The following is a 25,008-nucleotide window of genomic DNA, read 5'->3' as shown; positions in this document are numbered from 1 at the left end:
GTCAGCCGCGGACCGCGGCGACCGCCTCCGCGACCAGTGCGGCGAGGCGCTCGGGAGCGTCCGCCGGGAGCGCCGTGCGCCCGAAGGTGAACCGCACGGCCGTCTGGGCGACCTCCGGGCTGATGCCGCAGGCGAGCAGCACGGGGGAGGGCTCGTCGCTGCCGGCCGCGCAGGCGGAGCCGCTGGACGAGATCACCCCGCGGCGCTCCAGCTCCAACAGCACCGCCTCGCCGCTCACGCCCGCGATCGTGAAGCTCGCCGTCGCGGGGAGCCGATGCACGGGATGCCCGGTCAGCGTCGCATCGGGCACCCGCCGGGTCACCTCGGCGATGAAGCGCGCCGTGGCCTCTGCCGCTCGGGCCGCAGCGGCCGCGCGCTCCTGCTCCGCGAGCTCGAGCGCCGTCGCCAGGCCGGCCGCTCCGGCGACGTCCACCGTGCCGGACCGCCGTCCGCGCTCCTGGCCGCCACCGTGCAGGAGCGGCTCCAGAGGGAGGCGTCCGCGGACGATGAGCGCCCCGGTGCCCTTGGGAGCGCCGAGCTTGTGCCCGGCGATCGATACGGCGTCGGCATCCAGATCATGCAGGGGCAGCCAGCCGGCCGACTGCACGGCGTCGACATGGAGGGGCACGCGGCGGGCGCGGACGACCTCGCGGAGCGCGGCGATGTCCTGGACGGTGCCGATCTCGTTGTTCGCGTGCCCGACGGACACGATGGCCGTGTCGTCGGTGAGCACCGTGTCGAGGGCGTCCGGCCCGATCCGCCCGGTCCCGTCCACCGCGGGCATCGCCACCGTCACCCCGTGGAAGCGCGCGAGGTACGCCGCCGACTCCCGGATCGACTCGTGCTCGATGGGGGACACCACGACGCGCCGCCGCCCGGAGGCGAGCGCTGCCAGCGTGATCCCCTTCACGGCGAGGTTGTTCGCCTCCGTGCCGCCGCCGGTGAAGACGACGTCGCCCGCCCGCACCCCGAAGACGCGGGCGACCCTGGCGCGGGCATCCTCCAGCGCGCGCGCTGCCGTCTCGCCCGCGGTGTGGTGGCTGGCGGGGTTGCCGAACACCTCGGTGAGGAAGGGTTCCATGGCCGCCCGTACCTCGGGGCGTACCGGCGAGGTCGCGGCGTGATCGAGGTACAGCACGAGACTCAACCGATCCGGAGGTCGAGTCCGAGGTCCAGCGCCCGCGCGGAGTGCGTGAGGGCTCCGACCGAGATCACGTCCACCCCGGTGTCGGCGATGGCGCGGACGGTGGTCAGGTCGACGCCGCCCGAGGCCTCCACGGTGGCGCGCTCGCCGATGAGGGCCACGCCGGCGCGCAGATCGTCGAGGGAGAAGTTGTCCAGCAGCACGGTGTGCGCACCGCCGTCGAGCACCGCCGGGATCTGGTCGAGACGGTCGACCTCGACGACCACGTGGGCGGTGTGCGGCAGCCGCGAGAGTGCCTCGCGAAGAGCCGTCGCGAGGTCGAGCCCGGACCGCTGGAGCACCGCGAGGTGGTTGTCCTTCGCCATGACCGCGTCGGAGAGGGAGTACCGGTGGTTCCGGCCGCCGCCTGACACCACGGCGTGCCGCTCGAACGCCCGCAGTCCTGGCGTCGTCTTGCGGGTGTCTGCGATGCGCGCCCGCGTCCCCTCCACTTCGCGGACATAGGCGGCGGTGAGGGTCGCGATGCCCGACATCCGCTGCACGAAGTTCAGGGCGACACGCTCGGCGGTGAGGAGCGTGCGGGCCGGCCCTGTCACGGTGGCCAGCACGTCGGAGGCGGTGAAGGCATCGCCGTCGCCCACGTGCAGGTCGACGACGACATCGGGATCGGTGAGGAGGAACGCGGTGGCGAAGACCTCACCGCCGCTGAAGATCCCGTCCTCGCGGGCGACGAGGTCGGCCGTGGCCGTCGTCTCCGCGGGGAGCAGGGTGATGCTGGTGAGGTCGCCCCACGGGGCGTCCTCCTCGAGTGCGGCTCCGACGACGCGGTGCAGGGTGGCGCGGGTGAGCATCAGGCGGTCTCCAGGATCGGTGCGTGTTCCGCCCTCGGCTCGGCGGGGACGGGGTCGTCGCGGTGGTGGGCGCCGACCGAGACGGGGCGGGCAAGGGCAGCACGGATGGTGGCGTCGGCGACCTGCAGCAGGTTCCGGTCCTCGTGCGCGCGGGCGTCGGAGGGGGGAGGCGTCTCGACGGCCCATCCGCGCACGATCCGGAGCGCGCGCTGCAGGCCCGATCCGGTCCGGTGCAGGCCGACCTCGTCCCACAGCAACCGCTGCAGCCCGGCGCGGTCGAACGGGTGGAGAGGCTCCGGTGCGACATCCGCGTCCGCCGAGTCGGTCGGCGACGGACGCGGGGTGATGTCGACGGCAGTGGCCCACGATCCGTCCAGGGCGGCGGCGGCCCTGGCACCGAACACGGCGCCTTCGAGGAGTGAGTTGGAGGCGAGCCGATTGGCTCCGTGCACCCCCGTGCGGGCGGTCTCACCGACGGCGTAGAGCCCCGGGATCGTGGTCCGTCCGTGGCGATCGGTGACGACGCCGCCCATGAGGTAGTGGGCGGCGGGCGTCACCGGCAGCGGCTCCCTGGACCAGTCGAAACCGCGAGCACGTGTCACTCGGTCGATGGTGGGAAAGCGGCGGGCGAGCGCGTCCGCCCCCAGCGCCGTCGCATCGAGGTGCACGGGCGCCCCCTGCCGGGCGGCCTGTCGGGCGATGGCCCGCGCGACGACATCCCTCGGCGCGAGCTCCCCGTCCGGGTGGCTGTCGAACACGAACCGTCGCCCTTCGTGGTCGCGGAGCACGGCACCCTCGCCGCGGATGGCTTCGGAGAGCAGGAAGACCGGGGTGCCGGGAAGCGCGGTCGGGTGGAACTGCACGAACTCCAGGTCGGCGACGGCGGCGCCGGCGCGCAGGGCCGCCGCGATGCCATCGCCGGTCGCCTCCGCCGGGTTGGTCGTGTGCGCGTAGAGCTGCCCCGCCCCGCCCGTCGCGAGGATCACGGCGTCGGCCCGGATCTCGGCCGTGTCCCCGTCGCGGAGGACCGTGATCTCACGGACCCGGTCCTCCTCGACGACGAGGTCGAGGAGCATCGTCCCCTCGCAGACGGCGATGGACGCACGGCGAACGGCGGCGCATAGCGCGGCGGAGATCGCGGCGCCGGTGGCGTCGCCTCCGGCGTGCAGGATGCGGGCATGAGTATGCGCCGCCTCGCGCCCGCGGGCGAGAGCGCCGCCCGGAGTCCGGTCGAAGGCGACGCCGCGGGCGAGGAGCTCGGCGGTCCGGGCCGCGCCGTCCGCCACGAGCGCGTCGACCGCGGCCGGATCGCACAGACCCCCTCCGGCGCTGATCGTGTCGGCGGCGTGCGTGGCCGGTCCATCTCCCGGCCCGTAGCTGCCGGCCACACCGCCCTGCGCGAGAGGCGTGCATCCGCCCCCGAGGTCGCCCTTCGTCACGACGGTCACCGTGTGCCCGGCCTCGTGAGCGTGCAGCGCGGCGGTGAGGCCGGCGATGCCGGAGCCGACGACGACGACGTTCATCGTGCCCCGGCGGCCACCGGCGGCTTGGCGGCCAGCATCCGCTCGAGCGCGAGGCGAGCCGGGTCGGCGACATCGGGGGAGACCGTGATGCGGTTCGGTGTGCGGCCGGCGACCAGCTCCTCCAGGACCCACGCGAGATAGCCCGGGTGGATGCGGTACATGGTCGAGCACGGGCAGACGACCGGGTCGAGGCAGAAGATCCGGTGCTGCGGGTACTGCGCGGCCAGGCGGCGCACGAGGTTGATCTCGGTACCGACGGCGAAGGTCGTCGGCTCCGTCGCCTCGGCGATGGCGCGGCGGATGTACTCGGTGGATCCCGCCTCGTCGGCCGCGTCGACGACCTCCATCGGGCACTCCGGGTGCACGATCACGCGGACTCCCGGGTGCTCGGCCCGAGCCTGGTCGATCTGCGCCACGGTGAAGCGCCGGTGCACGGAGCAGAACCCGTGCCAGAGGATCACCTGCGCGTCGACGAGCTCCTCCGCGGTGGAGCCGCCCAGCGCTCGCCGCGGGTTCCACATCGGCATCCGGTCGAGGGGCACCCCCATGGCCTTCGCGGTGTTGCGTCCCAGATGCTGATCGGGGAAGAAGAGCACCCGGCGGCCGCGGGCGAACGCCCACTCCAGTACCGTGGCGGCGTTGGACGAGGTGCACACGATGCCGCCGTGTCGCCCGACGAAGCCCTTGATCGCCGCTGAGGAGTTCATGTAGGTGACGGGGATCACCGGCACGCGGCCGTCGGCGTCCGGGGTGTCGAGGTCGCCCAGCACGTCGGCGAGCTGCTCCCAGCACTCCTCGACCTGGTCGATGTCGGCCATATCCGCCATCGAGCACCCCGCGGCGAGGTTCGGCAGGATCACCGCCTGGTCGGGCTGGGAGAGGAGGTCGGCGGTCTCGGCCATGAAGTGCACACCGCAGAAGACGATCGCCTCCGCATCCGGCCGCATCGTGGCGGCGGTGGCGAGCTGGAACGAGTCGCCCACCTCGTCCGCATGGGCCACCACCTCCTCGCGCTGATAGAAGTGCCCGAGGATCACCACCCTGTCTCCGAGCGTGGCCTTCGCCGCCTCGATGCGTCGGTGGAGCTCCGCCTCGCCGGCCTCGCGGTAGGCCCCGGGGAGCTCTCCCTGCCGGGGAGCCCCGGTGGGGATGACATCACCCATGGAGGAGCCGGGTCCGTAGCCGGGGCGTGTGTCGAAGTCCCAGGGTCCGACGGCGAGGTCGGTCGTGCAGGTGGCGTCGGTGGAGACCCCGCCGACGATGGCCTGGATCGCGTGGTCGACGGACGGGTCCGCAGGGGGGACCGCGGGCGTCGGGACGAAGGTGATGCTCATCGGGTTCTCGTTTCCTCGGGGCGGAGCGGACCGCGGTCGGCCAGCTCGAGATCGGTGTCGTCGCGGTACAGGCGGGCCGGGCGATGACTGCCCGTCCGGAAGCGGTCGGTGCGGGTCAGGTTGCCGGCGGACTCGACCTGCCGCCGGAAGTTCGCGGGGTCGAGCGCGCGCCCCAGGATCGACTCGTAGGCTTCCCGGAGCTCGGCGAGCGTGAACTCGGCGGGCAGGAAGCCCTGGGCCACACGGCTGTATCCGACCTTGTTCCGCAGGCGCCAGAGCGCGTACTCGATGATCTCGCGATGATCGAAGGCGAGCGCCGGCAGGTCGTCGGCAGCGAACCATTCCACGTTCTCCGGCGCGCGGCCCGAGGCCCGGTGCGCGGTGATCTGGGCCTCGACGTCGTCCTGGCGGAGCAGGGCCCAGTACACGATCGAGACGACCCGCGTGGGGGAGCGGTCGACGGCGCCGAAGGCGTAGAGCTGCTCCAGGTAGGTGGGGGCGAGGCCGGTCGTCTCGGCGAGCGTGCGGGCCGCGGCATCGACCGGCGACTCCTCGGGGGTGAGCCACCCGCCGGGGAGCGCCCACCGCTCCGCGAACGGCTCGCGGGTGCGGCGGACGAGGGGGAGCGCGAGCACGGGCGGACCATCGTCACCGCGGCGCAGCGTGAGGATCACCGTCGAGACGGCGACGCGGATGTCCGCACTTCGAGTCATAGGCACCTTAACCTCCGGATTCGATCTTAGTGTCATCGGGACTTTTAGTGCGCGCAGATGACGAACGAACGCGTCGAGTCCGAAACGTTATCTCCTCCCCGCGGGAAGGCTTGTCCCCCCGGGGTGGGTTTGTTAGGTTACTGTCCTAACAAACCCCTTCGAGAGTGGCCACGGGCCGCCTCCCGGGGTTCCCGTGAACCCCGCCCCGGGGTTCGGCTCCAACCGGAGAATCCCTCCTGCAGTGCAGCACCGAGAGGAAATGAAGAATGATCCGTAACGGAAAGCGCAAGATCGCGCTCACGGCGGTCGCGGGGGCCTCGGTCCTCGTCCTGGGCCTGACGGCCTGCGGCGGCGGCGGTAGCGATGACGGAGGCGGCGACGCGTCCAGCGACCGCGCCCTCCGCGTCTGGGCCGGCAGCACGACGCCGATCACCACGAACTACAACCCCTTCGCCCCGAACGTGCTCCATGGCGCACTCGGCCCGATCTACGAGCCCCTGTTCTTCTACAACAAGACCAAGGACGAGGAGCCCATCGGCCTCATCGGCGAGTCCTTCGAGTACAACGAGGACGGCACGCAGATCACGGTGAAGATCAAGCCCGACTTGAAGTGGAGCGACGGCGAGCCGCTCACGGCCGCGGACGTGGCCTTCACCTTCCTGTACGAGGCGAACAACCCCGAGGGCAATCAGCTGGTCTCCGCGGAGGCCACCGACGACACCACGGTCGTGCTCACCTACGGCATCGCGCAGTACACCACGGAGTTCCAGCGGATGGGCTCGAGCTACATCCTCCCCGAGCACATCTGGAAGGACGTCGACGACTTCGCGAACTTCACGAACGAGGAGCCGGTCGGGTCGGGCCCGTACGTCGTGGACAAGACCACGAGCGAGTCCTACACGCTGGTCGCCAACGAGAACTACCGTGGTGCCGACGAGCTGGCTATCAAGAAGGTCCAGTACATCGCGGTCGACAACAACCAGACCGCGCAGGATCTCGTGACGGCGGGCGAGCTCGACTGGACCGGCATGTTCATCCCGAACCCGGATGACGCGACCGCCAACGGCAAGATCGAGTGGATCAACACTCCGCAGGACCCGACGGTGCTCTACACGTGCTCGAACGCCGAGCTCGGCTGCACGGGGCCGCAGACGGACGTGGCCGTCCGGCAGGCGCTGAACGTCGCCGTCGACCGGGCCACCATCAAGGACAAGGCGTTCGTCGGTCTCACCGCCGACGTCTCGCCCGCCTACACGCTGCTCCCGCGCGATGAGAAGTGGCTCACGGACGACGCGTACGAGGTCAGCCCGCAGGAGGCCAATGTCGAGGAGGCCGCGTCCATCCTCGAGGCCGCCGGCTACACCAAGGGCTCGTCGGGCATCTACGAGAAGGACGGCGCTCCCGTCGAGCTCAGCCTGATCTCGGTCGACGGCTGGACGGACTACAACGACGCCGCGAAGCTCATCGCCGAGCAGGCCGAGGCCGCGGGCATCAAGATCACCGCGTCGACCGTGCAGTGGCAGGAGTTCGTCGACGCCCGTCAGTCCGGCGAGTTCCAGCTGATCGTCGGCGGCGTGGTCGGCACGACCATCGCCGACCCGTTCCAGATCTACCGCGACTGGTTCGGCGGCACCGAGGTGCAGTCCACCAGCCCGGTCGGCACCGAGATCCCCCCGGGGCGCTGGAACTTCAGCCGCTACAACAACCCCACCGTCGATGCGGCCATCCAGCAGGCCATCAGCACCGAGGACGAGGCCGAGCGCAAGGAGCTCTACGCCACCATCCAGGACGCGATCGTCAACGACGTGCCCTACATCCCGCTCGTGATCAACGCCACGCAGACCTTCTACAACACGAAGGACTACACCGGCTGGCCGACCGAGGAGAACCTCTACGCGTTCCCGCCGTCCTGGGGCGCCATCGCTGCCGGATACGTGCTGACGCAGATCAAGCCCGCCGGCTGAGTGACGAGAGGAGCAGGGGAAGCAGGAAGTCAGGACGAGTGACATGAAGTTCTATGCACGAAGGATCGGGTTCTACGCGTTCACGCTGTGGGCTGCGATCTCCATCAACTTCCTGCTTCCCCGGCTCATGCCGGGGGATCCCGCCGACATCATGATCGCCAAGATGCAGCGAGCCGGCGGAGAGGTCTCCGAGACCACCATCCGCAACATCAAGCTCCTGCTCGGCGGCGACGATGCGTCCCTCTGGGAGCAGTACCTCGCCTACTGGGGACGCATGCTCCGCGGCGATCTCGGGGTGTCGGTGACCAAGTTCCCCACCCCGGTGGCCGAGCTGATCGCCGGCGCCCTGCCCTGGACGCTGGTGCTCGTCGGCACCGCGACGGTCATCTCCTTCCTGCTCGGCGTCGTGCTCGGCGCCTGGGCCGGGTGGAAGCGCGGTACCTGGGTCGACCACCTGATCCCGGCAACCACCGTGCTGCAGTCCATCCCGTACTTCTGGCTCGCGCTCGTCCTGATCGCCGTCTTCGCGGTCGGGCTCGGCTGGTTCCCGATGTTCGGCGGCTACGACGTCTTCGACTTCCCGGAGGGCCCGGAACCGACGTGGGCGTTCTTCACCGACGCCGTGGCGCACTCGCTCCTTCCCGCGATCACGATCGTGATCAGCTCCGTGGGGGGCTGGATGTTCGGCATGCGCAACATGATGGTCTCCACGCTCGCCGAGGACTACGTCCTCACCGCTGAGGCCAAGGGACTGCGGCCGCGGCGCATCATGACGACGTACGCGGCCCGCAACGCGGCCATCCCGTCGATCGCGGGCTTCTCGATCACCCTCGGGTTCGTCGTGGCCGGCTCCATCGTCATGGAGCAGGTGTTCACCTACCCGGGCGTCGGCAAGCTCATGTTCCAGGCCGTCACCAACAACGACTACGCGCTGATGCAGGGACTGTTCCTCGTGATCACCCTCACGGTGCTCGTCGCCAACTTCTTCATGGACCTCGTCTATGGCTTCATCGACCCGAGGGCTCGCCAGAATGTCTGACACGAAGAACCCGCTCCTCGTGGAGGAGCCTCCCACCGTCGCCCCCGAGGGCACCGTCGCCCTGGCCACGCAGCGTCAGGAGCGCCGGCGCCGCCGGATCCTGCCCAGCACGTCGCCGAAGTTCATCGTCGGGTCCGTCCTCGTGCTCGCCATCGTGCTCTTCGCGATCATCGCGCCGTTCTTCACGCAGAACCCGCGCAGCACCGACAACCCCGCCCTCGCCGCGCCCTCGGCGGAGCACTGGCTGGGCACGACCAAGCTCGGCAACGACGTGCTCGCTCAGCTCGCCGTCGGGGCGCAGGGGTCGCTGCTCATCGGCGTCACGGCCGGCGGCATCGCCATCGTGCTCTCGCTCCTCTTCGGTGTCCTGGCCGGGTACCTCGGCGGCTGGCGGGAGGACGTCCTCGCTCTCCTGACCAACGTCATGATCGTGATCCCCGGACTGCCGCTGGTCATGGTGATCGCGTCGTTCGTGCCGCAGCGCAGCTGGCAGCTCGTGGCCTTCGTCCTGGGCATCACCTCCTGGGCCGGAGCGGCGTACGTGCTGCGGCTGCAGACCCGCTCGCTCCGCACCCGCGATTACGTGTACGCGTCGAAGGTGGCGGGGGAGAAGTCCCTCCGGGTGATCCTCGTCGAGATCATGCCGAACCTGCTCCCGCTGCTGACCGCGCAGTTCCTCTTCGCGATCATCTTCGCCATCCTCGGCGAGGCGGGGCTGTCGTATCTCGGTCTCGGTCCGAACTCCTCGATCACCTGGGGCTCGATCCTCAACGACGCCCAGTCCGGTCAGGCCCTCGGTCGCGGTGCCTGGTGGTGGTTCGTGCCGCCGGGCATCATGATCGCGATCCTCGGCGCGGGACTCGCGCTGATCAACTTCGCCATCGACGAGGTCATCAACCCGAAGCTGCGCAACGCGCCCGATGCGGCCCGTCGTCTGCGCAAGGCCGCGAAGGAGAAGGGGGTCACCGCATGAGCGACGCCGTGCTCACCGCCAGGAACGTCTCGATCGAGTACGAGGTCGACCCGCCCGTCAAAGCCGTCCGCGACGTTTCGCTGACGCTCCACCGCGGCGAGATCCTCGGACTCGCGGGGGAGTCGGGCTGCGGCAAGACGACCCTCGCGTACGGGATGAACCGGCTGCTCAAGGCGCCGGCGCTGATGACCGACGGCGAGATCGTGTTCCACGACCGCGACGGCCACGACATCGACGTCGTCGGACTCGACGGGGACGGGCTGCGCGCTTTCCGCTGGGACAAGATCTCGATGGTCTTCCAGGGGGCGATGAACTCCCTCAACCCCGTCATCTCGGTCCGCGCGCAGATCTTCGACATCTTCGACACCCACCGCCCCGGAATGTCGAAGAAGGCCAAGCAGGAGCGCGCGGAGGAGCTGCTCACGCTCGTCGGCGTCGACCCCGGCCGGCTGACGAGCTTCCCGCACGAGCTCTCCGGCGGCATGCGCCAGCGCATGATGATCGCGATGGCGCTCGCGCTCGACCCGCAGGTCATGATCATGGACGAGCCCACCACGGCGCTCGACGTGGTCGTGCAGCGCGGCATCATCCGGGAGATCATGCGCCTGCGCGAGAAGCTCGGCTTCGCCGTCATCTTCATCACGCACGATCTGCCCATGCTGATCGAGATCAGCGACCGCATCGCGGTCATGCTGCAGGGCCGGATCGTCGAGCAGGGCACCGCGGCCGAGATCTACCGCAACCCGCAGCACGAGTACACCCAGCGGCTGCTGTCGAGCTTCCCGTCCCTCACGGGCGAGCGGGGCGACTTCGTCCGCAGCGGCAGCGTGAACCAGGAGGTCATCCGATGAGCGTGGACGGGACGAGGCGCGGCGGCACCCTCGAGGCGAGGAACCTCGTGAAGGACTTCCACCTGCGCTCGGGGTTCCGCACCAGCGTGCTGCACGCGGTGAAGGACGTGTCGTTCACGCTGGAGGCCGGGCGGACCACGGCGCTCGTCGGCGAGTCCGGGTCGGGCAAGTCGACCATCGCCCGGATGCTGATGAAGCTGGAGACGCCGACCTCGGGAAGCATCCTCCTCGACGGCGAGGAGTCCGGCACGCGGGGGTCGGCCCTCGAGCGCTACCGGTCGGACGTGCAGATGGTCTTCCAAGACCCGTTCGCCTCACTCAACCCGTTCCACACGATCGTGCACCACCTGGAGCGTCCGATCCGGTTGCACCACCCCAAGCTCGACAGCCGCGAGGTGCGGGCGCGGGCGATCGAGCTGCTGGAGCGCGTGCGGCTCACTCCGGGCGAGAGCTTCGCCGAACGGCGCCCGCACGAGCTCTCCGGCGGACAGCGGCAGCGTGTGGCGATCGCGCGGGCCCTGGCCCCCGGCGCCCGGTTCATCGTGGCCGACGAGCCGGTGTCGATGCTCGACGTGTCGATCCGGCTCGGCGTGCTCAACCTGCTCGCCGAGCTGCAGCGCGAGGAGAACCTCGGCGTCCTCTACATCACGCACGACCTCGCGACCGCGCGGCACTTCTCCGACGACATCATGGTCCTCTTCCAGGGCGACGTCGTGGAGCGGGGAACGGCCGACGAGGTGATCCTGAACCCGCAGCACGAGTACACCAGGACGCTTCTGGCGGCGGCCCCCGAACCGGAGAACCTCGGCAGGCTCCGTGACGAGGTCAGAGCGGAGCTCGCGCTGGGCTCCTGAGCGGGCGGGGGAGACCGCTAGACTGAACCCACAATCGAAGACAGGCCGAACGACCGACGCGGGAGAGCCCCGGCGCACGCAGCCGGGCACCGAAGGAGCAAGCCTCCCCGCCAATCTCTCAGGTACGCGTACCGCGGAGGTCCGGCCGCTCTGAAAAGCGATCCCGAGCACCGGGGGATCCGCCGACGGTGAAAGCCCAGCGCTCGCGCGGGCGAAGCTCTCAGGCCCATGACAGAGGGGGAGTTCCCAGGGACGACGTCGTCGTCCCGCCCGACCCAGCCCGGGAGAACTCCATGTCCGACCCCCGCTACACCCCGTTGCGCGAGCGCCATGAGGCGCTCGGCGCTTCCTTCACCGATTTCGGCGGCTGGCAGATGCCTGTTCGCTACACGTCCGACCTCGCCGAGCACCACGCGGTGCGCCAGGCGGCGGGCATCTTCGACATCTCGCACATGGCCGAGTTCACGGTCCGCGGCACCGGCGCGGCGGCCTTCCTCGACTACGCCCTCGCCGGGCGGCTGTCGGCTCTCGCGGTCGGCAAGGCGAAGTACTCCCTGCTGCTGACGCCCGAGGGCGGCATCGTCGACGATGTGATCGTCTACCGCCTGGCCGACGACGACTTCCTCATCATCTCCAACGCGGGCAACCGCGACGCGGTGCGTCAGGCACTCACCGCGCGGGTCGCGGACGCGGACGCGGGCCCCGTGGAGGTCGCCGACGTCTCGGACGACTACGCGCTGATCGCCGTGCAGGGCCCGCGGGCCGAGGAGATCCTCGCCGCGATGGCGGGCATCGCCGACGTCAGCGTCCCCTGGGCGGAGCAGAAGTACTACGCGTGGGCGACCGCGTCGTTCGCCGGGGAGCCGCTGCTCCTCGCCCGCACCGGCTACACCGGGGAGGACGGCTTCGAGCTCCTCGTCCCGGCCGCCCACGCGACCGCGCTGTGGGACGCCGTCCTCGACGCCGGCGCGCCGCACGGGCTCGTCCCCGCCGGCCTCGCCGCGCGCGACACCCTCCGCCTGGAGGCGGGCATGCCGCTCTACGGCCACGAGCTCAGCCTCGACACCGCACCCGCCCAGGCCGGCCTCGGCCGGGTCGTGGTCGCCGCGAAGGAGCGCTTCGTCGGCAAGGACGCACCGGCGCCGGCCGACGACGCCCGCATCCTCGTCGGCCTGACGGCGGAGGGGCGACGCGCCGGCCGCGCCGGCTACGCGGTCGTCGACGCCGACGGCTCTCCGATCGGCGAGATCACCAGCGGCGCCCTGAGCCCGACGCTCGGCCATCCCATCGCGATGGCGTACGTCGACCCTTCTTCCGCGGAAGAGGGAACCGCAGTATTCCTTGATGTGCGGGGGACCCGCATCCCCGCGACCGTGACCGCCCTGCCTTTCTACCGGAGGAACAAATGACCGATCTCAGCGCACTCCGCTACACCGACGAGCACGAATGGATCGCCGGTGACGGCGACACCGTCACCATCGGCATCACCGACTACGCCGCCGAGAAGCTGGGGGACGTCGTCTTCGTCGAGCTCCCCGCCGTCGGTACCGAGCTGACCGCCGGCTCCGTCGTCGGCGAGATCGAGTCCACCAAGTCGGTCGGGGAGCTCTACGCCCCGGTCGCCGGCACGGTCGTCGAGATCAACGACGCCGTCGTTGACGACCCCTCGCTCGTCAACGCCGAGCCTTTCGAGGGCGGCTGGCTGCTCAAGGTGTCCGTCGCCCCCGATGCGCTGGACGGACTGCTGGACCGCGACGCCTACGTCGCACTCACGGAGGGCTGATCCGGAAGTGGTTGCATTCGCCGATCGTCACATCGGACCGACCGAGGCCGCCCAGCGCACGATGCTCGACGCGCTGGGTCTCGGTTCCGTCGACAGCGGGACGCTGAGCCCGGTCGAGGAACTCATGCGTCAGGCCGTCCCCGCCTCGATCTACACGGGACCGGAGGACGCGGTCGCCGACTCCCGCATCCCGGTCGCCGCGTCGGAGACGGAGGCGCTGGCCGAGCTGCGTGCCCTCGCCGCGCGGAACACGGTGAACCGCTCGATGATCGGCCTCGGCTACTACGGCACCGTCACGCCGCAGGTCATCCAGCGCAACGTCCTCGAGAACCCGTCCTGGTACACGGCCTACACGCCGTACCAGCCCGAGATCTCGCAGGGGCGCCTCGAAGCGCTGATCAACTTCCAGACGATGGTGGCCGAGCTCACCGGCCTCACCACCGCGAACGCGTCGATGCTCGACGAGTCCACCGCGGTCGTGGAGGCGATGCTGCTCGCGCGCCGGGCCTCGAAGACCTCCTCGAACGTCTTCGCGGTGGACGCGGATGCGCTGCCGCAGACGAAGGCCATGCTCGCGTCCCGGGCCGAGGCGCTCGGCATCGAGCTCGTCACGGTCGACTTCGCGGCGGGGGAGGAGCTCCCCGCCGAGCTCTTCGGCGTCTTCGTGCAGTATCCGGGGGCTTCGGGCCGCGTATGGGATCCGTCCGCGGTGTTCGACGCCGCGCACGTCGCCGGCGCGCTCGCCGTCGCGGCCGCCGACCTGCTCGCGCTGACGCTCCTCACCGCGCCCGGCACCCTCGGGGCCGACGTGGCCGTGGGCACGACGCAGCGCTTCGGCGTGCCGATGGGCTTCGGCGGCCCGCACGCCGGCTACATGGCCGTGCGCGCAGGCCTGGAGCGGCAGCTGCCCGGACGCCTCGTCGGCGTCTCCGTCGACGCCGAAGGCAAGCCGGCCTACCGTCTCTCGCTGCAGACCCGGGAGCAGCACATCCGCCGCGAGAAGGCGACGTCGAACATCTGCACCGCCCAGGTGCTCCTCGCCGTGATGGCGTCGATGTACGCGGTCTATCACGGCCCGGACGGGCTTCGCGAGATCGCCCGCGACGTCGCCGCCAAGGCGGCCCTGCTGCGCGACTGGCTCGTCGAGGCCGGCGCCGAGGTCGTCCATGAGCACTTCTTCGACACGCTGACCGTGCGCGTCCCGGGCCGGGCGGCGGAGTACGCCGACCAGGCGCGAGGCGGCTACGGCATCCTCCTGCGGGTCGCCGACGCCGACACGATCGGCATCGCGGTCGACGAGACGACCACGGTGGCCGAGCTGCACCAGGTCGCGCAGGTCTTCGGCGGGAAGCAGGAGCGCGCCTTCGGCTTCGGCCTCGGCGACGCGGACGCGCTGCCGGACGCCCTCCGCCGCGAAGACGAGTACCTCACGCACCCGGTGTTCCACAGCCACCGCAGCGAGACCGCCATGATGCGGTATCTGAAGAGCCTGTCCGACCGGGACTACGCCCTCGACCGCGGCATGATCCCGCTCGGCTCGTGCACGATGAAGCTCAACGCCGCCACGGAGATGGCCGCCATCACGTGGCCGGAGTTCGCGGGAATCCACCCGTTCGCCCCGGAGGCCGACGTCCGCGGCTACCTGGAGCTCATCGATCAGCTCGAGGGCTGGCTCGCCGAGATCACCGGGTACGACGCGGTGTCGCTGCAGCCGAACGCCGGCTCGCAGGGGGAGCTGGCGGGCCTCCTCGCGATCCGCGGCTACCACCGCGCGAACGGCGACGACCACCGCATCGTGTGCCTCATCCCGTCCTCCGCCCACGGCACGAACGCGGCCTCCGCTGTGCTCGCCGGCATGAAGGTCGTCGTGGTGGCGAGCGACGCGTTCGGCAACGTCGACCTGGACGACCTCCGCGCGAAGATCGCCCAGCACGCCGACGACCTGGCGGCGCTGATGATCACGTACCCGTCCACGCACGGCGTGTACGAGGAGCAGGTCGTGGAGATCACCGGGGCGGTGCACGCGGCCGGCGGTCAGGTGTACGTCGACGGCGCGAACCTCAACGCGCTCCTCGGCTACGCGCGATTCGGCGACCTCGGCGGCGACGTCTCGCACCTCAACCTGCACAAGACCTTCGCCATCCCGCACGGCGGCGGCGGCCCTGGCATCGGTCCGGTCGCGGCGAAGGCGCACCTCGCGCCGTACCTGCCGTCGCACCCGCTCGCGCAGCGCGCCGAGCATTTCGGCGGCCACACGTTCGAGGGCGCGGTGATCTCCGCGGCCCCGTACGGCTCTGCGGGCATCCTCCCGATCTCGTGGGCGTACGTGCGCATGATGGGCGCCGAGGGCCTCCGGCGCGCGACCGCCGCGGCGGTCCTCTCGGCGAACTACATCGCCGAGCGCCTCGGCGGGCACTTCCCGGTGCTCTACACGGGGGAGAACGGACGGGTCGCGCACGAGTGCATCCTCGACCTGCGTCCGCTCAAGGAGGCCACCGGCATCTCCGTCGACGACGTCGCCAAGCGCCTGATCGACTACGGGTTCCACGCGCCGACCATGTCGTTCCCGGTCGCGGGCACCCTCATGGTGGAGCCCACCGAGTCGGAGGACCTCGACGAGATCGAGCGCTTCATCGAGGCCATGATCATGATCAAGGCCGAGGCGGACGCCGTCGCCGCGGGGCGCTGGCCTGCGGACGACAACCCGCTCGTGCACGCCCCGCACACCGCCGTCTCGCTCATCGCGGGGGAGTGGGCACACGCCTACACCCGCGAGGAGGCCGCTTACCCGGTGCGCTCGCTGGTGGCGGCGAAGTACTGGCCGCCGGTCCGCCGGATCGACCAGGCGTACGGCGACCGCAACCTCGTCTGCGCCTGCCCGCCGATCGAGGCCTTCGCCTGACACGGACCCGCACGACGAACGGCGTCGCGCCCGCCTCCCGGCGGCGCGGCGCCGTTCGCGTTACGCCATGTTTCCGTCATGTGACAGATGGTCACCACTCAGTAACAGTTCGTTAGCCGAACGTCCTGGACTCGCGACCCCCGGGTTACGCTCAGGTATCCCTGCGCGCTCGATGATGAGCCGCGCAGAATTCCCACGTCCACAGGAGGACAAAAGTGAAGCGCAACAAGATCGCCCTCGCGGGCAGCGCACTGTTCGTGATCGGCGCCCTGACCCTGGCAGGCTGCGCCAGCGGCGGCGGCAACACGAGTGACGGAGGAAGCGACGCGAACGCGGATGCCGACGCCATCATCACCACGAACGGCTCCGAGCCGGAGAACCCGCTCATCCCGACCAACACCAACGAGGTCGGCGGCGGCAAGATCCTCGACGAGATTTTCGCCGGACTCGTCTACTACGACGCCGAGGGCAAGCCGGTCAACGACATGGCCGAGGAGATCGTCACCGACGACCCTCAGCACCTCACGATCAAGCTGAAGAAGGGACAGACCTTCACCAACGGTGAGGAGGTCACGGCCGACAACTTCATCAAGGCGTGGAACGAGGGTGCGAAGGCATCGAACGCCCACCTGTCCGGCTACTTCTTCGAGGACATCGAGGGCTTCAGCTACGAGGAGGACACCGAGCTCACCGGTCTCGAGCAGGTCGACGACTACACGTTCACCATCGCGCTGAACAAGCCCGCCTCGGACTTCGCTCTGCGCCTGGGGTACTCGGCGTACTACCCGCTGCCCGATGTCGCGTTCGAGGACATGGACGCCTTCGGACAGAACCCCATCGGCAACGGCCCGTACATGATCGACGGTGACGACGCCTGGCAGCACGACGTGCAGATCGACCTGGTCCGCAACGACGACTACGAGGGTGGACGCCAGGCGAAGAACGGCGGCCTGACCATCAAGTTCTACGCGACCCAGGAGTCCGCGTACGCTGACCTCCTCGGAAACGAGGTCGACGTGATCGATGCGATCCCGACCAACTCGCTTCCGGTGTTCACCGACGAGCTCGGCGACCGCGCGGTGAACCAGCCTTCCGCCGTCTTCCAGTCCTTCACGATCGGCCAGTTCCTCCCGCACTTCAGCGGCGAAGAGGGCAAGCTGCGTCGTCAGGCGATCTCGATGGCCATCAACCGGGAAGAGATCACCGAGACGATCTTCTCGGGAACGCGCACCCCGGCTGCCGACTTCACGTCGCCGGTGATCGCAGGCTGGTCGGAGGACGTCCCCGGCAACGAGGTTCTGGACTACGACCCGGAGAAGGCGAAGGAACTCTGGGCAGAGGCCGACGCCATCTCGCCGTGGGAGGGTGACTTCAAGATCGCCTACAACGCCGACGGCGGACACGACGCGTGGGTCGATGCGGTCAGCAACAGCATCAAGAACACGCTCGGTATCGAGGCGTCCGGCGACCCGTACCCGACCTTCCAGGACCTGCGCACCAAGGTGAACGACCGCACCATCACCACGGCGGCGCGCTCCGGCTGGCAGGCGGACTACCCGGGTCTGTACAACTTCCTCGGCCCGCTCTACGCGACCGGCGCCAGCTCTAACGACGGCGACTACACGAGCCCGGAGTTCGATGAGCTCATCAAGGCCGGTATCAGCAACCCTGACCCGGACGCTCAGCTCGAGGACTTCACCAAGGCCCAGGAGGTCCTGTTCAAGGATCTTCCGGCGATCCCGCTCTGGTACTCGAACGTGACCGGTGGTTACAGCGAGAACGTCGACAACGTGACGTTCGGCTGGAACTCGGTTCCGCTCTACTACGAGATCACGAAGGCCGGCGAGTAAGTCTGACGGCACTTCACCTGTGAGGCGGTGGCGATCTTCGTCACCGCCTCACAGGCTGTGTTCGGCTCGCTTTCTTTGCCCCTCAGAGAAGGGACAAGCGGATGCTCGGTTACATTCTGAGACGTCTTCTGCAGGTGATCCCGGTCTTCTTCGGAGCCACCCTGCTCATCTATTTCCTGGTGTTCGCCATGCCCGGCGACCCCATTCTCGCCCTCTTCGGCGACAAGACCCCGAACCCGGCTGTCATCGAGCAGCTCCGTGAGCAGTACCACCTGAACGACCCGTTCCTCGTCCAGTACTGGTACTACATCACCGGGGTGCTCCAGGGTGACCTCGGGACCACGTACTCCGGTCGCCCGGTGTCTGCGGTCCTGGCGGCGACCTTGCCCGTGACGGGACGCCTGGCCGTCATGGCCATCGGCATCGAGTTCGTACTCGCCATCGTCATCGGCACGATCTCCGCTCTGCGGAAGGGCAAGCTCTTCGACAACGTCTCCCTCATGGTGGCGCTCGTCGCGATCGCCATCCCGATCTTCGTGGTCGCCTTCTTGGCACAGTACTTCCTCGCCATCCGACTCGGGTGGTTCAAGCCCACGGTCGGAGCGGACAACGACTGGGGCGGACTCTGGCTCCCTGCCCTCGTGCTCGGGTTCAGCCTCTACGCGGTGAGTATGCGGCTGATGCGGAGCTCCGTCATCGACACCCTCAATCAGGACTGGGTGCGTACTGCGTACGGCAAGGGGCTCTCGCGGAATCGCGTGCTCCCCGTCCACGTGCTGCGAAACTCCCTCATTCCCGTCATCACCAACTCGGCCACCAACTTCGGCGTCCTTCTCGTGGGGGCCACCGTCACGGAGGGCATCTTCAACGTGCCGGGTGTCGGCAACACCCTCTTCGAAGCGATCCGACGGGGGGAGGGCCCGACGGTCGTCTCGTTCGTCACGGTCTTCGTCATCCTGTACGTCTTGGTGAACCTGCTCATCGACCTGCTCTATGGTCTGCTCGACCCAAGGATTCGATATGTCTGATCCCACGACCCAGAAACACTTCGTAGCCCCTGTCGAGACGGAGTCCATCAACGTCGATGCCGTCCGAATTTCCGACAAGCCGAGCAATCTCTGGCGCGATGCGTGGCGCGACGTGCGCCGCCGTCCGCTCTTCTGGTTCTCGGTGGTTTTGGCGTTGGTGTTCCTTCTCATGGCTCTCTGGCCGACGCTGTTCACGTCGACCCCGCCGAACAGCGACTGCCAGCTCTCCAACAGCAACGGAGGCCCGACGGAAGGCCACCCGCTCGGATTCACATTCCAAGGGTGCGACATCTACGCGCGGATCGTGTGGGGATCGCAGACTTCGCTGGCGGTGGGCCTCATCGCCACCGTGATCTCCTCGATCCTCGGACTCATCATGGGAGCCCTGGCAGGTTTCTACGGCGGCTGGCTGGACTCGGTCCTGTCCCGCGTCGGCGACATCTTCTTCGCGATCCCCTACATCCTCGCCGCCGTGGTCGTGATGACGGTGCTGAAGGACGCGCGCTCGGTCTGGACGCTGGCTCTCGCCATCGGCGGGTTCGCGTGGGCCTCGACGGCGCGAGTCGTCAGGGCGGAGATCCTCCGCGTGCGGCAGGCGGACTTCGTCATGGCCTCTCGGGCACTGGGGCAATCGAAGTTCCGAGTGCTCCTTAGCCATGTCGTTCCGAACGCGATCGCACCTCTGCTGGTCGTGTCGACGCTCGGCCTGGCGGCGGCGATCGTCGCGGAGTCGACATTGTCGTTCCTCGGGGTCGGGCTCGGCAGCGAGGTCATGTCGTGGGGTAATGACATCGCCAGGGCACAGGCTTCGCTCCGCGTCGCTCCGATGTCCCTCATCTATCCGGCGCTCGCGCTCACCCTCGCGGTGCTCGCGTTCGTCACCCTGGGCGAGCTCATCCGAGACGCCCTCGACCCGAAGGCGAGGGCTCGCCGATGAGCGACCGCACCACCCCACAGATGCCGCTGCTGAGCGTGCGCGACCTCACCGTCGCGTTCCGCACCCAGGGCGGGATGCGCGAGGTCCTGCACGGGATCACGTTCGATGTGATGCCCGGTGAGACGGTCGCCATCGTCGGCGAGTCCGGCTCGGGCAAGTCGACCACGGCGACCGCCATCGTCGACCTGCTCCCGGGCACCGGAACGATCACGGGCGGGTCCATCACGCTGGAGGGACGCCCGCTGACCGGGCTGAGCCGGCGCGACATGGAGGCGGTGCGCGGTCGAGACATCGGCTTCGTCCCGCAGGACCCGATGTCGAGCCTGAACCCCGTGTGGAGCATCGGCTTCCAGGTGAAGGAGGCCGTCCGCGCGAACGGCGTCGCCCAGGGGCGCGCCGCGGCGAAGGCGCGGACGATCGAGGTACTGCAGCAGGCCGGGCTGGCGGATGCCGAGCGTCGCCTGCACCAGTATCCGCACCAGTTCTCCGGCGGAATGCGCCAGCGGGCGCTGATCGGGATCGGCCTCGCGGCCGATCCGAAGCTCCTCATCGCCGACGAGCCGACCTCGGCTCTCGACGTGACGGTGCAGCGGGTCATCCTCGACCACATGGCGTCGCTTACGCGCGACAAGGGCACCTCGGTGCTGCTGATCACGCACGACCTGGGACTCGCGGCCGAACGCGCCGAGAAGATCATCGTCATGAACGGCGGCAACATCGTCGAGGCGGGCCCCAGCCGGCAGATCCTGGAGAACCCGCAGCACCCGTACACGAAGCGACTGGTCGCCGCGGCGCCCAGCGTTGCCTCGCAGCGGATCCAGGCGGTCGTGGAAGACCGGGGCATCGAGACGCTCGACGACCTGGCTGACATCCCGCCGACGGTCCGCGTGGCCGGCCTGACCAAGGACTACAAGATCCGGCAGGGCAACTTCCGCAGCGAGGCGTTCCGGGCGGTGGACGACGTGTCGTTCGAGATCCCGCGCGGAAAGACGCTGGCCCTCGTCGGCGAGTCGGGCTCCGGGAAATCCACGGTCGCCAAGATGGTGCTCAAGCTGGAGGAGCCGACGAGCGGGACGATCGAGATCGACGGGCAGGACGTGTCCCACCTGTCGAACGCGCAGTCCTTCGGACTCCGCCGGCGCATGCAGCCGGTGTTCCAGGACCCCTACGGGTCCCTGGATCCGCTGCGGAACATCGGCAACACCATCGCGGAGCCGCTGCAGATCCACGGCGTCGGCGACCGGGCCTCGCATCGGGCTCGCGTGGAAGAGCTCCTGGAGCAGGTCGCCCTGCCGCAGGCGCTGGCCACGCGCTATCCGAACGAGCTCTCCGGAGGACAGCGTCAGCGTGTCGCGATCGCGCGTGCGCTGGCGCTCAAGCCCGACATCATCGTCCTCGATGAGGCGGTGTCGGCGCTCGACGTGCTCGTGCAGGACCAGATCCTGAAGCTCCTCGCCGACCTGCAGTCCGAGCTCGACCTCACCTATCTCTTCATCACGCACGACCTCGCGGTCGTCCGGGTCTCCAGCGACCTGGTCTGCGTCATGGAGAAGGGCAAGGTCGTCGAGCAGGGGACGGTCGACGAGATCTTCGCGAACCCGCAGGAGGAGTACACGGATCGTCTGCTGCAGGCGATCCCCGGCGCGTCGATCCCGCTCGGCGGCCGCTGAGGTGGCGTCTCCCGCACACCCCGAGGGCGCACGGACCTTCCGTGGGCCCTCGGGCACCGTCGTCTTCGTCCTCAGCATCCTGCTGGTGCTGTTCCTGCTCGGGGACACCGTCGTCAACGGCAGCATCGTGCAGGCGCTGCTCGTGGCGCCCTGGCTGCTGCTCGGTCTGTGGATCGTGTACGAGACCGCTTTCGTCTCCTTCGTCCGCGTGGATCAGGAGGGGGCCGTGGTGCAGAACCTGCTGCGTCGCACGACCTTCGGCTGGGCGCGTGTGCAGGATATTGACATGCGCTGGCAGCTCGAGTTCACGCTGGACGACGGCCGCAGCCTGAGCTGCTGGGGCGGACCGGCCAAGGCGCGTCCTCCTCGTCGCTCCCGCGAGGAGGACGCCGAGCCGAAGGTGCCGTCTGCTCTGCGGGTGCTCACGAGCATCCGCGATCTGTGGAGCGCGGCGCCTGCGACGGCGGATGCGCCGATCCGACGCAGTTGGGACGGCCCGGCCCTCATCGCTCTCGCCGTCATCGTGCTGTGGGCCGTCGCGGCGCTCGTCGTCGTCAACCTCGGCTGAGCGCGCCTCAGCCGGGAAGACCGAACAGGGCGGGCCAGGTGGCCGCGGCCCAGGGGTAGCCGACGAACGCCGCCGCGTCGATGAGGAAGTGCGCCACCAGGAACGGCAGCAGCCGACCGGTGCGGTGGTAGAGCCACCCGAAGAGCAGTCCCATCGCGAGGTTGCCGATGAAGGCGCCGGGCCCCTGATAGAGGTGGTACGTCGCGCGGAGCACCGACGTCGAGACGATGATCGTCCACGGCGACCACCCGAGCTCCCGCAGGCGGGCGAACAGGTATCCGAGCACGACGAACTCCTCCTGGAGCGACGCGCGTGCGGCGGCGAGCAGGAGGATCGGCACGGTCCACCAGTGCGCGTCCAGACCCGCGGGGTTCACGGCCACGAACAGTCCGAGCGCCCGTCCGCCGAGGTAGAGGGCGAGGCCCGGCACGCCGATGGCGAGGACGAGGAGCACGCCGCGGCCGACGTCGCCCGCCAGGCGGGTGCCGTCGAGGCCGAGGCGCTCCAGGTGCGGGCGACGGCGCTGCCAGAGGAGGAAGCAGACGAGCAGCACCGGCACCAGGGCGAAGCCGATCGACAGCACCTGGTAGATGAGGTCGAACACCTCCCGGTCGCTGCGCGAGGGGTTGAGGGTGGCGGTCTGATCCGCGAGGGGCGTGTCGTCGGTGAGCCGATAGGCGAGCTGCACGATCGCGTAGATCGCGGACTGGCCCAGACCCTGGGCGAGCACGATGGCGATCTCCCACCACAGGCGCGCTCGACCCTCACGCGGCTCGTCGCGCCGGATGGGCGCGGTCGACGGCGTCTGCGGCACCGGGGGAGTCGGGTCGGGGAGGGTCACGGGACGATGGTACGACGTGCGTTCAGGAACCCGATCCGCGCGTACGTTATCCTGGAACGTCGGCTTCCCGGCGCAACCCCACACTCTTTGAGGACCCTTGTATGGCGCACGCCCTCCGCTCTGACCTCCGCAACGTCGCAATCGTCGCCCACGTCGACCACGGCAAGACCACGCTCGTCGACGCGATGCTCCGCCAGACGGGCTCCTTCGGCGAACACTCGCACGTGGAGGAGCGCGCGATGGACTCCAACGACCTGGAGCGCGAGAAGGGCATCACGATCCTCGCCAAGAACACGGCGATCACCTACAAGGGCAAGCACGCCGACGGCAAGGAGATCACGATCAACGTGATCGACACCCCCGGCCACGCCGACTTCGGCGGCGAGGTCGAGCGCGGCCTGTCGATGGTCGACGGCGTCGTGCTGCTCGTGGACGCGAGCGAGGGCCCGCTGCCGCAGACCCGCTTCGTGCTGCGCAAGGCGCTCGAGGCCAAGCTCCCCGTCATCCTCCTGGTCAACAAGACCGACCGTCCGGACGCCCGGATCGCCGAGGTCGAGGAGGAGGCGCACGACCTTCTGCTGGGTCTGGCCTCCGACCTCGTCGACGACGTGCCCGATCTCGACGTCGACGCGCTGCTCGACGTGCCCGTGGTCTACGCCTCCGGCCGCGCCGGCGCCGCGTCGCAGAACCGTCCCGCCGACGGCTCGCTGCCTGACAACGACGACCTCGAGCCGCTGTTCGAGGCCATCCTCGAGCACGTCCCGGCCCCGGCCTACGACGACGAGGCCCCGCTGCAGGCCTGGGTCACGAACCTGGACTCCAGCCCCTTCCTCGGTCGCCTCGCCCTGCTGCGCGTCTTCAACGGCACGCTCAAGAAGGGCCAGACGGTCGCCTGGGTCCGCTCCGACGGCTCGACCAGCAACGCCCGGATCACTGAGCTGCTGAAGACCCGCGCCCTGGAGCGCTATCCGGCCGAATCCGCCGGCCCCGGCGACATCGTCGCCATCGCCGGCTTCGAGGACATCACGATCGGCGAGACCATCGCCGACCCCGAGGACATCCGTCCGCTGCCGGCCATCACGGTCGACGACCCCGCGATCTCCATGACGATCGGCACCAACACCTCGCCGCTCATGGGCAAGGTCAAGGGGCACAAGCTCACCGCACGCATGGTGAAGGACCGCCTCGACCGCGAGCTTATCGGCAACGTATCGCTCAAGGTCGTCGACATCGGCCGTCCCGACGCCTGGGAGGTGCAGGGTCGCGGTGAGCTGGCCCTCGCGATCCTCGTCGAGAACATGCGCCGCGAGGGCTTCGAGCTCACGGTCGGCAAGCCGCAGGTGGTCACCAAGAAGATTGACGGCAAGGTCTACGAGCCGTTCGAGCACCTGACCATCGACACGCCGGAGGAGCACCTCGGCGCGATCACCCAGCTCCTCGCGAACCGCAAGGGCCGCATGGAGAACATGACCAACCACGGCACCGGCTGGGTGCGCATGGAGTTCGTCGTGCCCTCGCGTGGTCTCATCGGCTTCCGCAGCGAGTTCCTCACGACCACCCGCGGCACGGGTATCGCCAACGCGATCTCGCACGGCTACGAGCCGTGGGCGGGGCAGATCACCACGCGCCAGAACGGCTCGATCGTGGCCGACCGCTCGGGTGTCGTCACCCCCTTCGCGATGATCGCGCTCCAGGAGCGCATGTCGTTCTTCGTGCAGCCGACCGAAGAGGTCTACGAGGGCATGGTCATCGGCGAGAACTCGCGCGCCGACGACATGGACGTCAACATCACCAAGGAGAAGAAGCTCACCAACATGCGCTCCTCCACGGCCGACAACTTCGAGTCGATGACGCCGCCGCGCATCCTCACGCTGGAGGAGAGCCTGGAGTTCGCGCGCGACGACGAATGCGTCGAGGTGACTCCGGAGAAGGTCCGCATCCGCAAGGTGATCCTCGACCAGACCGTCCGCGGTCGCGAGGCCTCGCGTCTCAAGCGTCAGGACGCGAACGCCTGATCGCGCCGCACTCCTTTCGAGAGGGCCCCACGCCGCCGCCTGGCCGCGTGGGGCCCTCTCTCATGAAAATCCCAGGTGAGGGCTAGTTTTCGTTCAGGTTGATGACGCAGACTCGTTGACTTGCGCCCGGGGCGAGCTCCCGATGAGTCCCCGATATGGGCGTACGAC

Annotated in this window: 20 protein-coding genes and 1 riboswitch; of the genes, 14 read left to right on the top strand and 6 right to left on the bottom strand. The window is 69.3% G+C overall.

Going from position 1 to position 25,008, the window contains the following annotated elements:
• Position 1 precedes the first annotated feature (1 nt).
• The 5 genes from KVS71_RS15705 to KVS71_RS15685 are packed head-to-tail and all read right to left on the bottom strand — an operon-like array spanning position 2 to position 5,565.
• Entirely contained in the window at positions 2-1,138 is a 1,137-nt protein-coding gene (locus KVS71_RS15705; protein WP_217584979.1) for a cysteine desulfurase family protein, read from the bottom strand.
• Between the two features lie 5 nt (positions 1,139-1,143).
• On the bottom strand, positions 1,144-1,995 hold the full coding sequence (nadC, locus tag KVS71_RS15700; RefSeq protein WP_105949501.1) for a carboxylating nicotinate-nucleotide diphosphorylase: 852 nt from the start codon (positions 1,993-1,995) through the stop codon (positions 1,144-1,146).
• Positions 1,995-3,518, bottom strand: coding sequence for an L-aspartate oxidase (gene nadB / locus KVS71_RS15695; protein WP_217584978.1), 1,524 nt, complete (start codon positions 3,516-3,518; stop codon positions 1,995-1,997). Before nadB ends, nadC begins: the two co-directional genes overlap by 1 nt.
• The gene (gene nadA / locus KVS71_RS15690) at positions 3,515-4,852 is read right to left on the bottom strand and encodes a quinolinate synthase NadA (protein ID WP_060923236.1); all 1,338 of its coding nucleotides are present in this window, start codon (positions 4,850-4,852) and stop codon (positions 3,515-3,517) included. The genes nadB and nadA overlap by 4 nt, the downstream gene beginning before the upstream one ends.
• On the bottom strand, positions 4,849-5,565 hold the full coding sequence (locus tag KVS71_RS15685; protein ID WP_060923235.1) for an NUDIX domain-containing protein: 717 nt from the start codon (positions 5,563-5,565) through the stop codon (positions 4,849-4,851). Before KVS71_RS15685 ends, nadA begins: the two co-directional genes overlap by 4 nt.
• A 266-nt stretch (positions 5,566-5,831) precedes the next feature.
• Between KVS71_RS15685 and KVS71_RS15680 the strand changes: the two genes are divergently transcribed.
• From KVS71_RS15680 to KVS71_RS15620, 13 genes are all read left to right on the top strand, one after another.
• Complete coding sequence (locus KVS71_RS15680) at positions 5,832-7,529, top strand: ABC transporter substrate-binding protein (RefSeq protein ID WP_060923234.1); 1,698 nt, start codon at positions 5,832-5,834, stop codon at positions 7,527-7,529.
• Positions 7,530-7,572: 43 nt separating this feature from the next.
• Complete coding sequence (locus KVS71_RS15675; RefSeq protein WP_060923233.1) at positions 7,573-8,568, top strand: ABC transporter permease; 996 nt, start codon at positions 7,573-7,575, stop codon at positions 8,566-8,568.
• A complete protein-coding gene (locus KVS71_RS15670) occupies positions 8,561-9,541 on the top strand; it encodes an ABC transporter permease (protein ID WP_060923232.1) in 981 nt (326 codons plus the stop codon). The genes KVS71_RS15675 and KVS71_RS15670 overlap by 8 nt, the downstream gene beginning before the upstream one ends.
• Positions 9,538-10,392, top strand: a complete 855-nt coding sequence (locus KVS71_RS15665) for an ABC transporter ATP-binding protein (protein WP_060923231.1) — start codon at positions 9,538-9,540, stop codon at positions 10,390-10,392. Before KVS71_RS15670 ends, KVS71_RS15665 begins: the two co-directional genes overlap by 4 nt.
• Complete coding sequence (locus KVS71_RS15660; RefSeq protein WP_105949505.1) at positions 10,389-11,246, top strand: ABC transporter ATP-binding protein; 858 nt, start codon at positions 10,389-10,391, stop codon at positions 11,244-11,246. Before KVS71_RS15665 ends, KVS71_RS15660 begins: the two co-directional genes overlap by 4 nt.
• 49 nt (positions 11,247-11,295) lie before the next feature.
• Positions 11,296-11,390: riboswitch (glycine riboswitch) on the top strand.
• A gap of 149 nt (positions 11,391-11,539) precedes the next feature.
• Complete coding sequence (gene gcvT / locus KVS71_RS15655; RefSeq protein ID WP_217584977.1) at positions 11,540-12,655, top strand: glycine cleavage system aminomethyltransferase GcvT; 1,116 nt, start codon at positions 11,540-11,542, stop codon at positions 12,653-12,655.
• Positions 12,652-13,029: a glycine cleavage system protein GcvH gene (gene gcvH, locus KVS71_RS15650; protein WP_105949507.1), complete on the top strand. Its 378-nt coding sequence runs from the start codon at positions 12,652-12,654 to the stop codon at positions 13,027-13,029. Before gcvT ends, gcvH begins: the two co-directional genes overlap by 4 nt.
• Before the next feature lie 7 nt (positions 13,030-13,036).
• Complete coding sequence (gene gcvP, locus KVS71_RS15645; RefSeq protein WP_368874968.1) at positions 13,037-15,931, top strand: aminomethyl-transferring glycine dehydrogenase; 2,895 nt, start codon at positions 13,037-13,039, stop codon at positions 15,929-15,931.
• A 215-nt stretch (positions 15,932-16,146) separates the two neighbouring features.
• Complete coding sequence (locus KVS71_RS15640; protein ID WP_060922735.1) at positions 16,147-17,781, top strand: ABC transporter substrate-binding protein; 1,635 nt, start codon at positions 16,147-16,149, stop codon at positions 17,779-17,781.
• A gap of 101 nt (positions 17,782-17,882) precedes the next feature.
• Positions 17,883-18,809, top strand: coding sequence for an ABC transporter permease (locus tag KVS71_RS15635; protein ID WP_060922736.1), 927 nt, complete (start codon positions 17,883-17,885; stop codon positions 18,807-18,809).
• Positions 18,802-19,746, top strand: coding sequence for an ABC transporter permease (locus tag KVS71_RS15630; protein WP_060922737.1), 945 nt, complete (start codon positions 18,802-18,804; stop codon positions 19,744-19,746). Before KVS71_RS15635 ends, KVS71_RS15630 begins: the two co-directional genes overlap by 8 nt.
• Positions 19,743-21,416, top strand: coding sequence for an ABC transporter ATP-binding protein (locus KVS71_RS15625; RefSeq protein ID WP_217584975.1), 1,674 nt, complete (start codon positions 19,743-19,745; stop codon positions 21,414-21,416). Before KVS71_RS15630 ends, KVS71_RS15625 begins: the two co-directional genes overlap by 4 nt.
• A gap of 1 nt (position 21,417) precedes the next feature.
• Positions 21,418-21,984: a PH domain-containing protein gene (locus KVS71_RS15620; RefSeq protein ID WP_217584974.1), complete on the top strand. Its 567-nt coding sequence runs from the start codon at positions 21,418-21,420 to the stop codon at positions 21,982-21,984.
• A 7-nt stretch (positions 21,985-21,991) separates the two neighbouring features.
• On the opposite strand, the gene KVS71_RS15615 is transcribed toward KVS71_RS15620, so the two are convergent.
• The gene (locus tag KVS71_RS15615) at positions 21,992-22,798 is read right to left on the bottom strand and encodes a type II CAAX endopeptidase family protein (RefSeq protein ID WP_217584996.1); all 807 of its coding nucleotides are present in this window, start codon (positions 22,796-22,798) and stop codon (positions 21,992-21,994) included.
• 128 nt (positions 22,799-22,926) lie between these two features.
• On the opposite strand from KVS71_RS15615, the gene typA reads away from it, so the two are divergent.
• Positions 22,927-24,840, top strand: coding sequence for a translational GTPase TypA (gene typA, locus KVS71_RS15610; protein ID WP_144880849.1), 1,914 nt, complete (start codon positions 22,927-22,929; stop codon positions 24,838-24,840).
• Positions 24,841-25,008: the final 168 nt, after the last annotated feature.

Source organism: Microbacterium sp. GbtcB4 (genome assembly GCF_019091465.1).
Classification (GTDB): domain Bacteria; phylum Actinomycetota; class Actinomycetes; order Actinomycetales; family Microbacteriaceae; genus Microbacterium; species Microbacterium paraoxydans.
The sequence above is the reverse complement of the archived record's forward strand: the minus strand, read 5'-3'. Positions and strand labels throughout refer to the sequence as shown.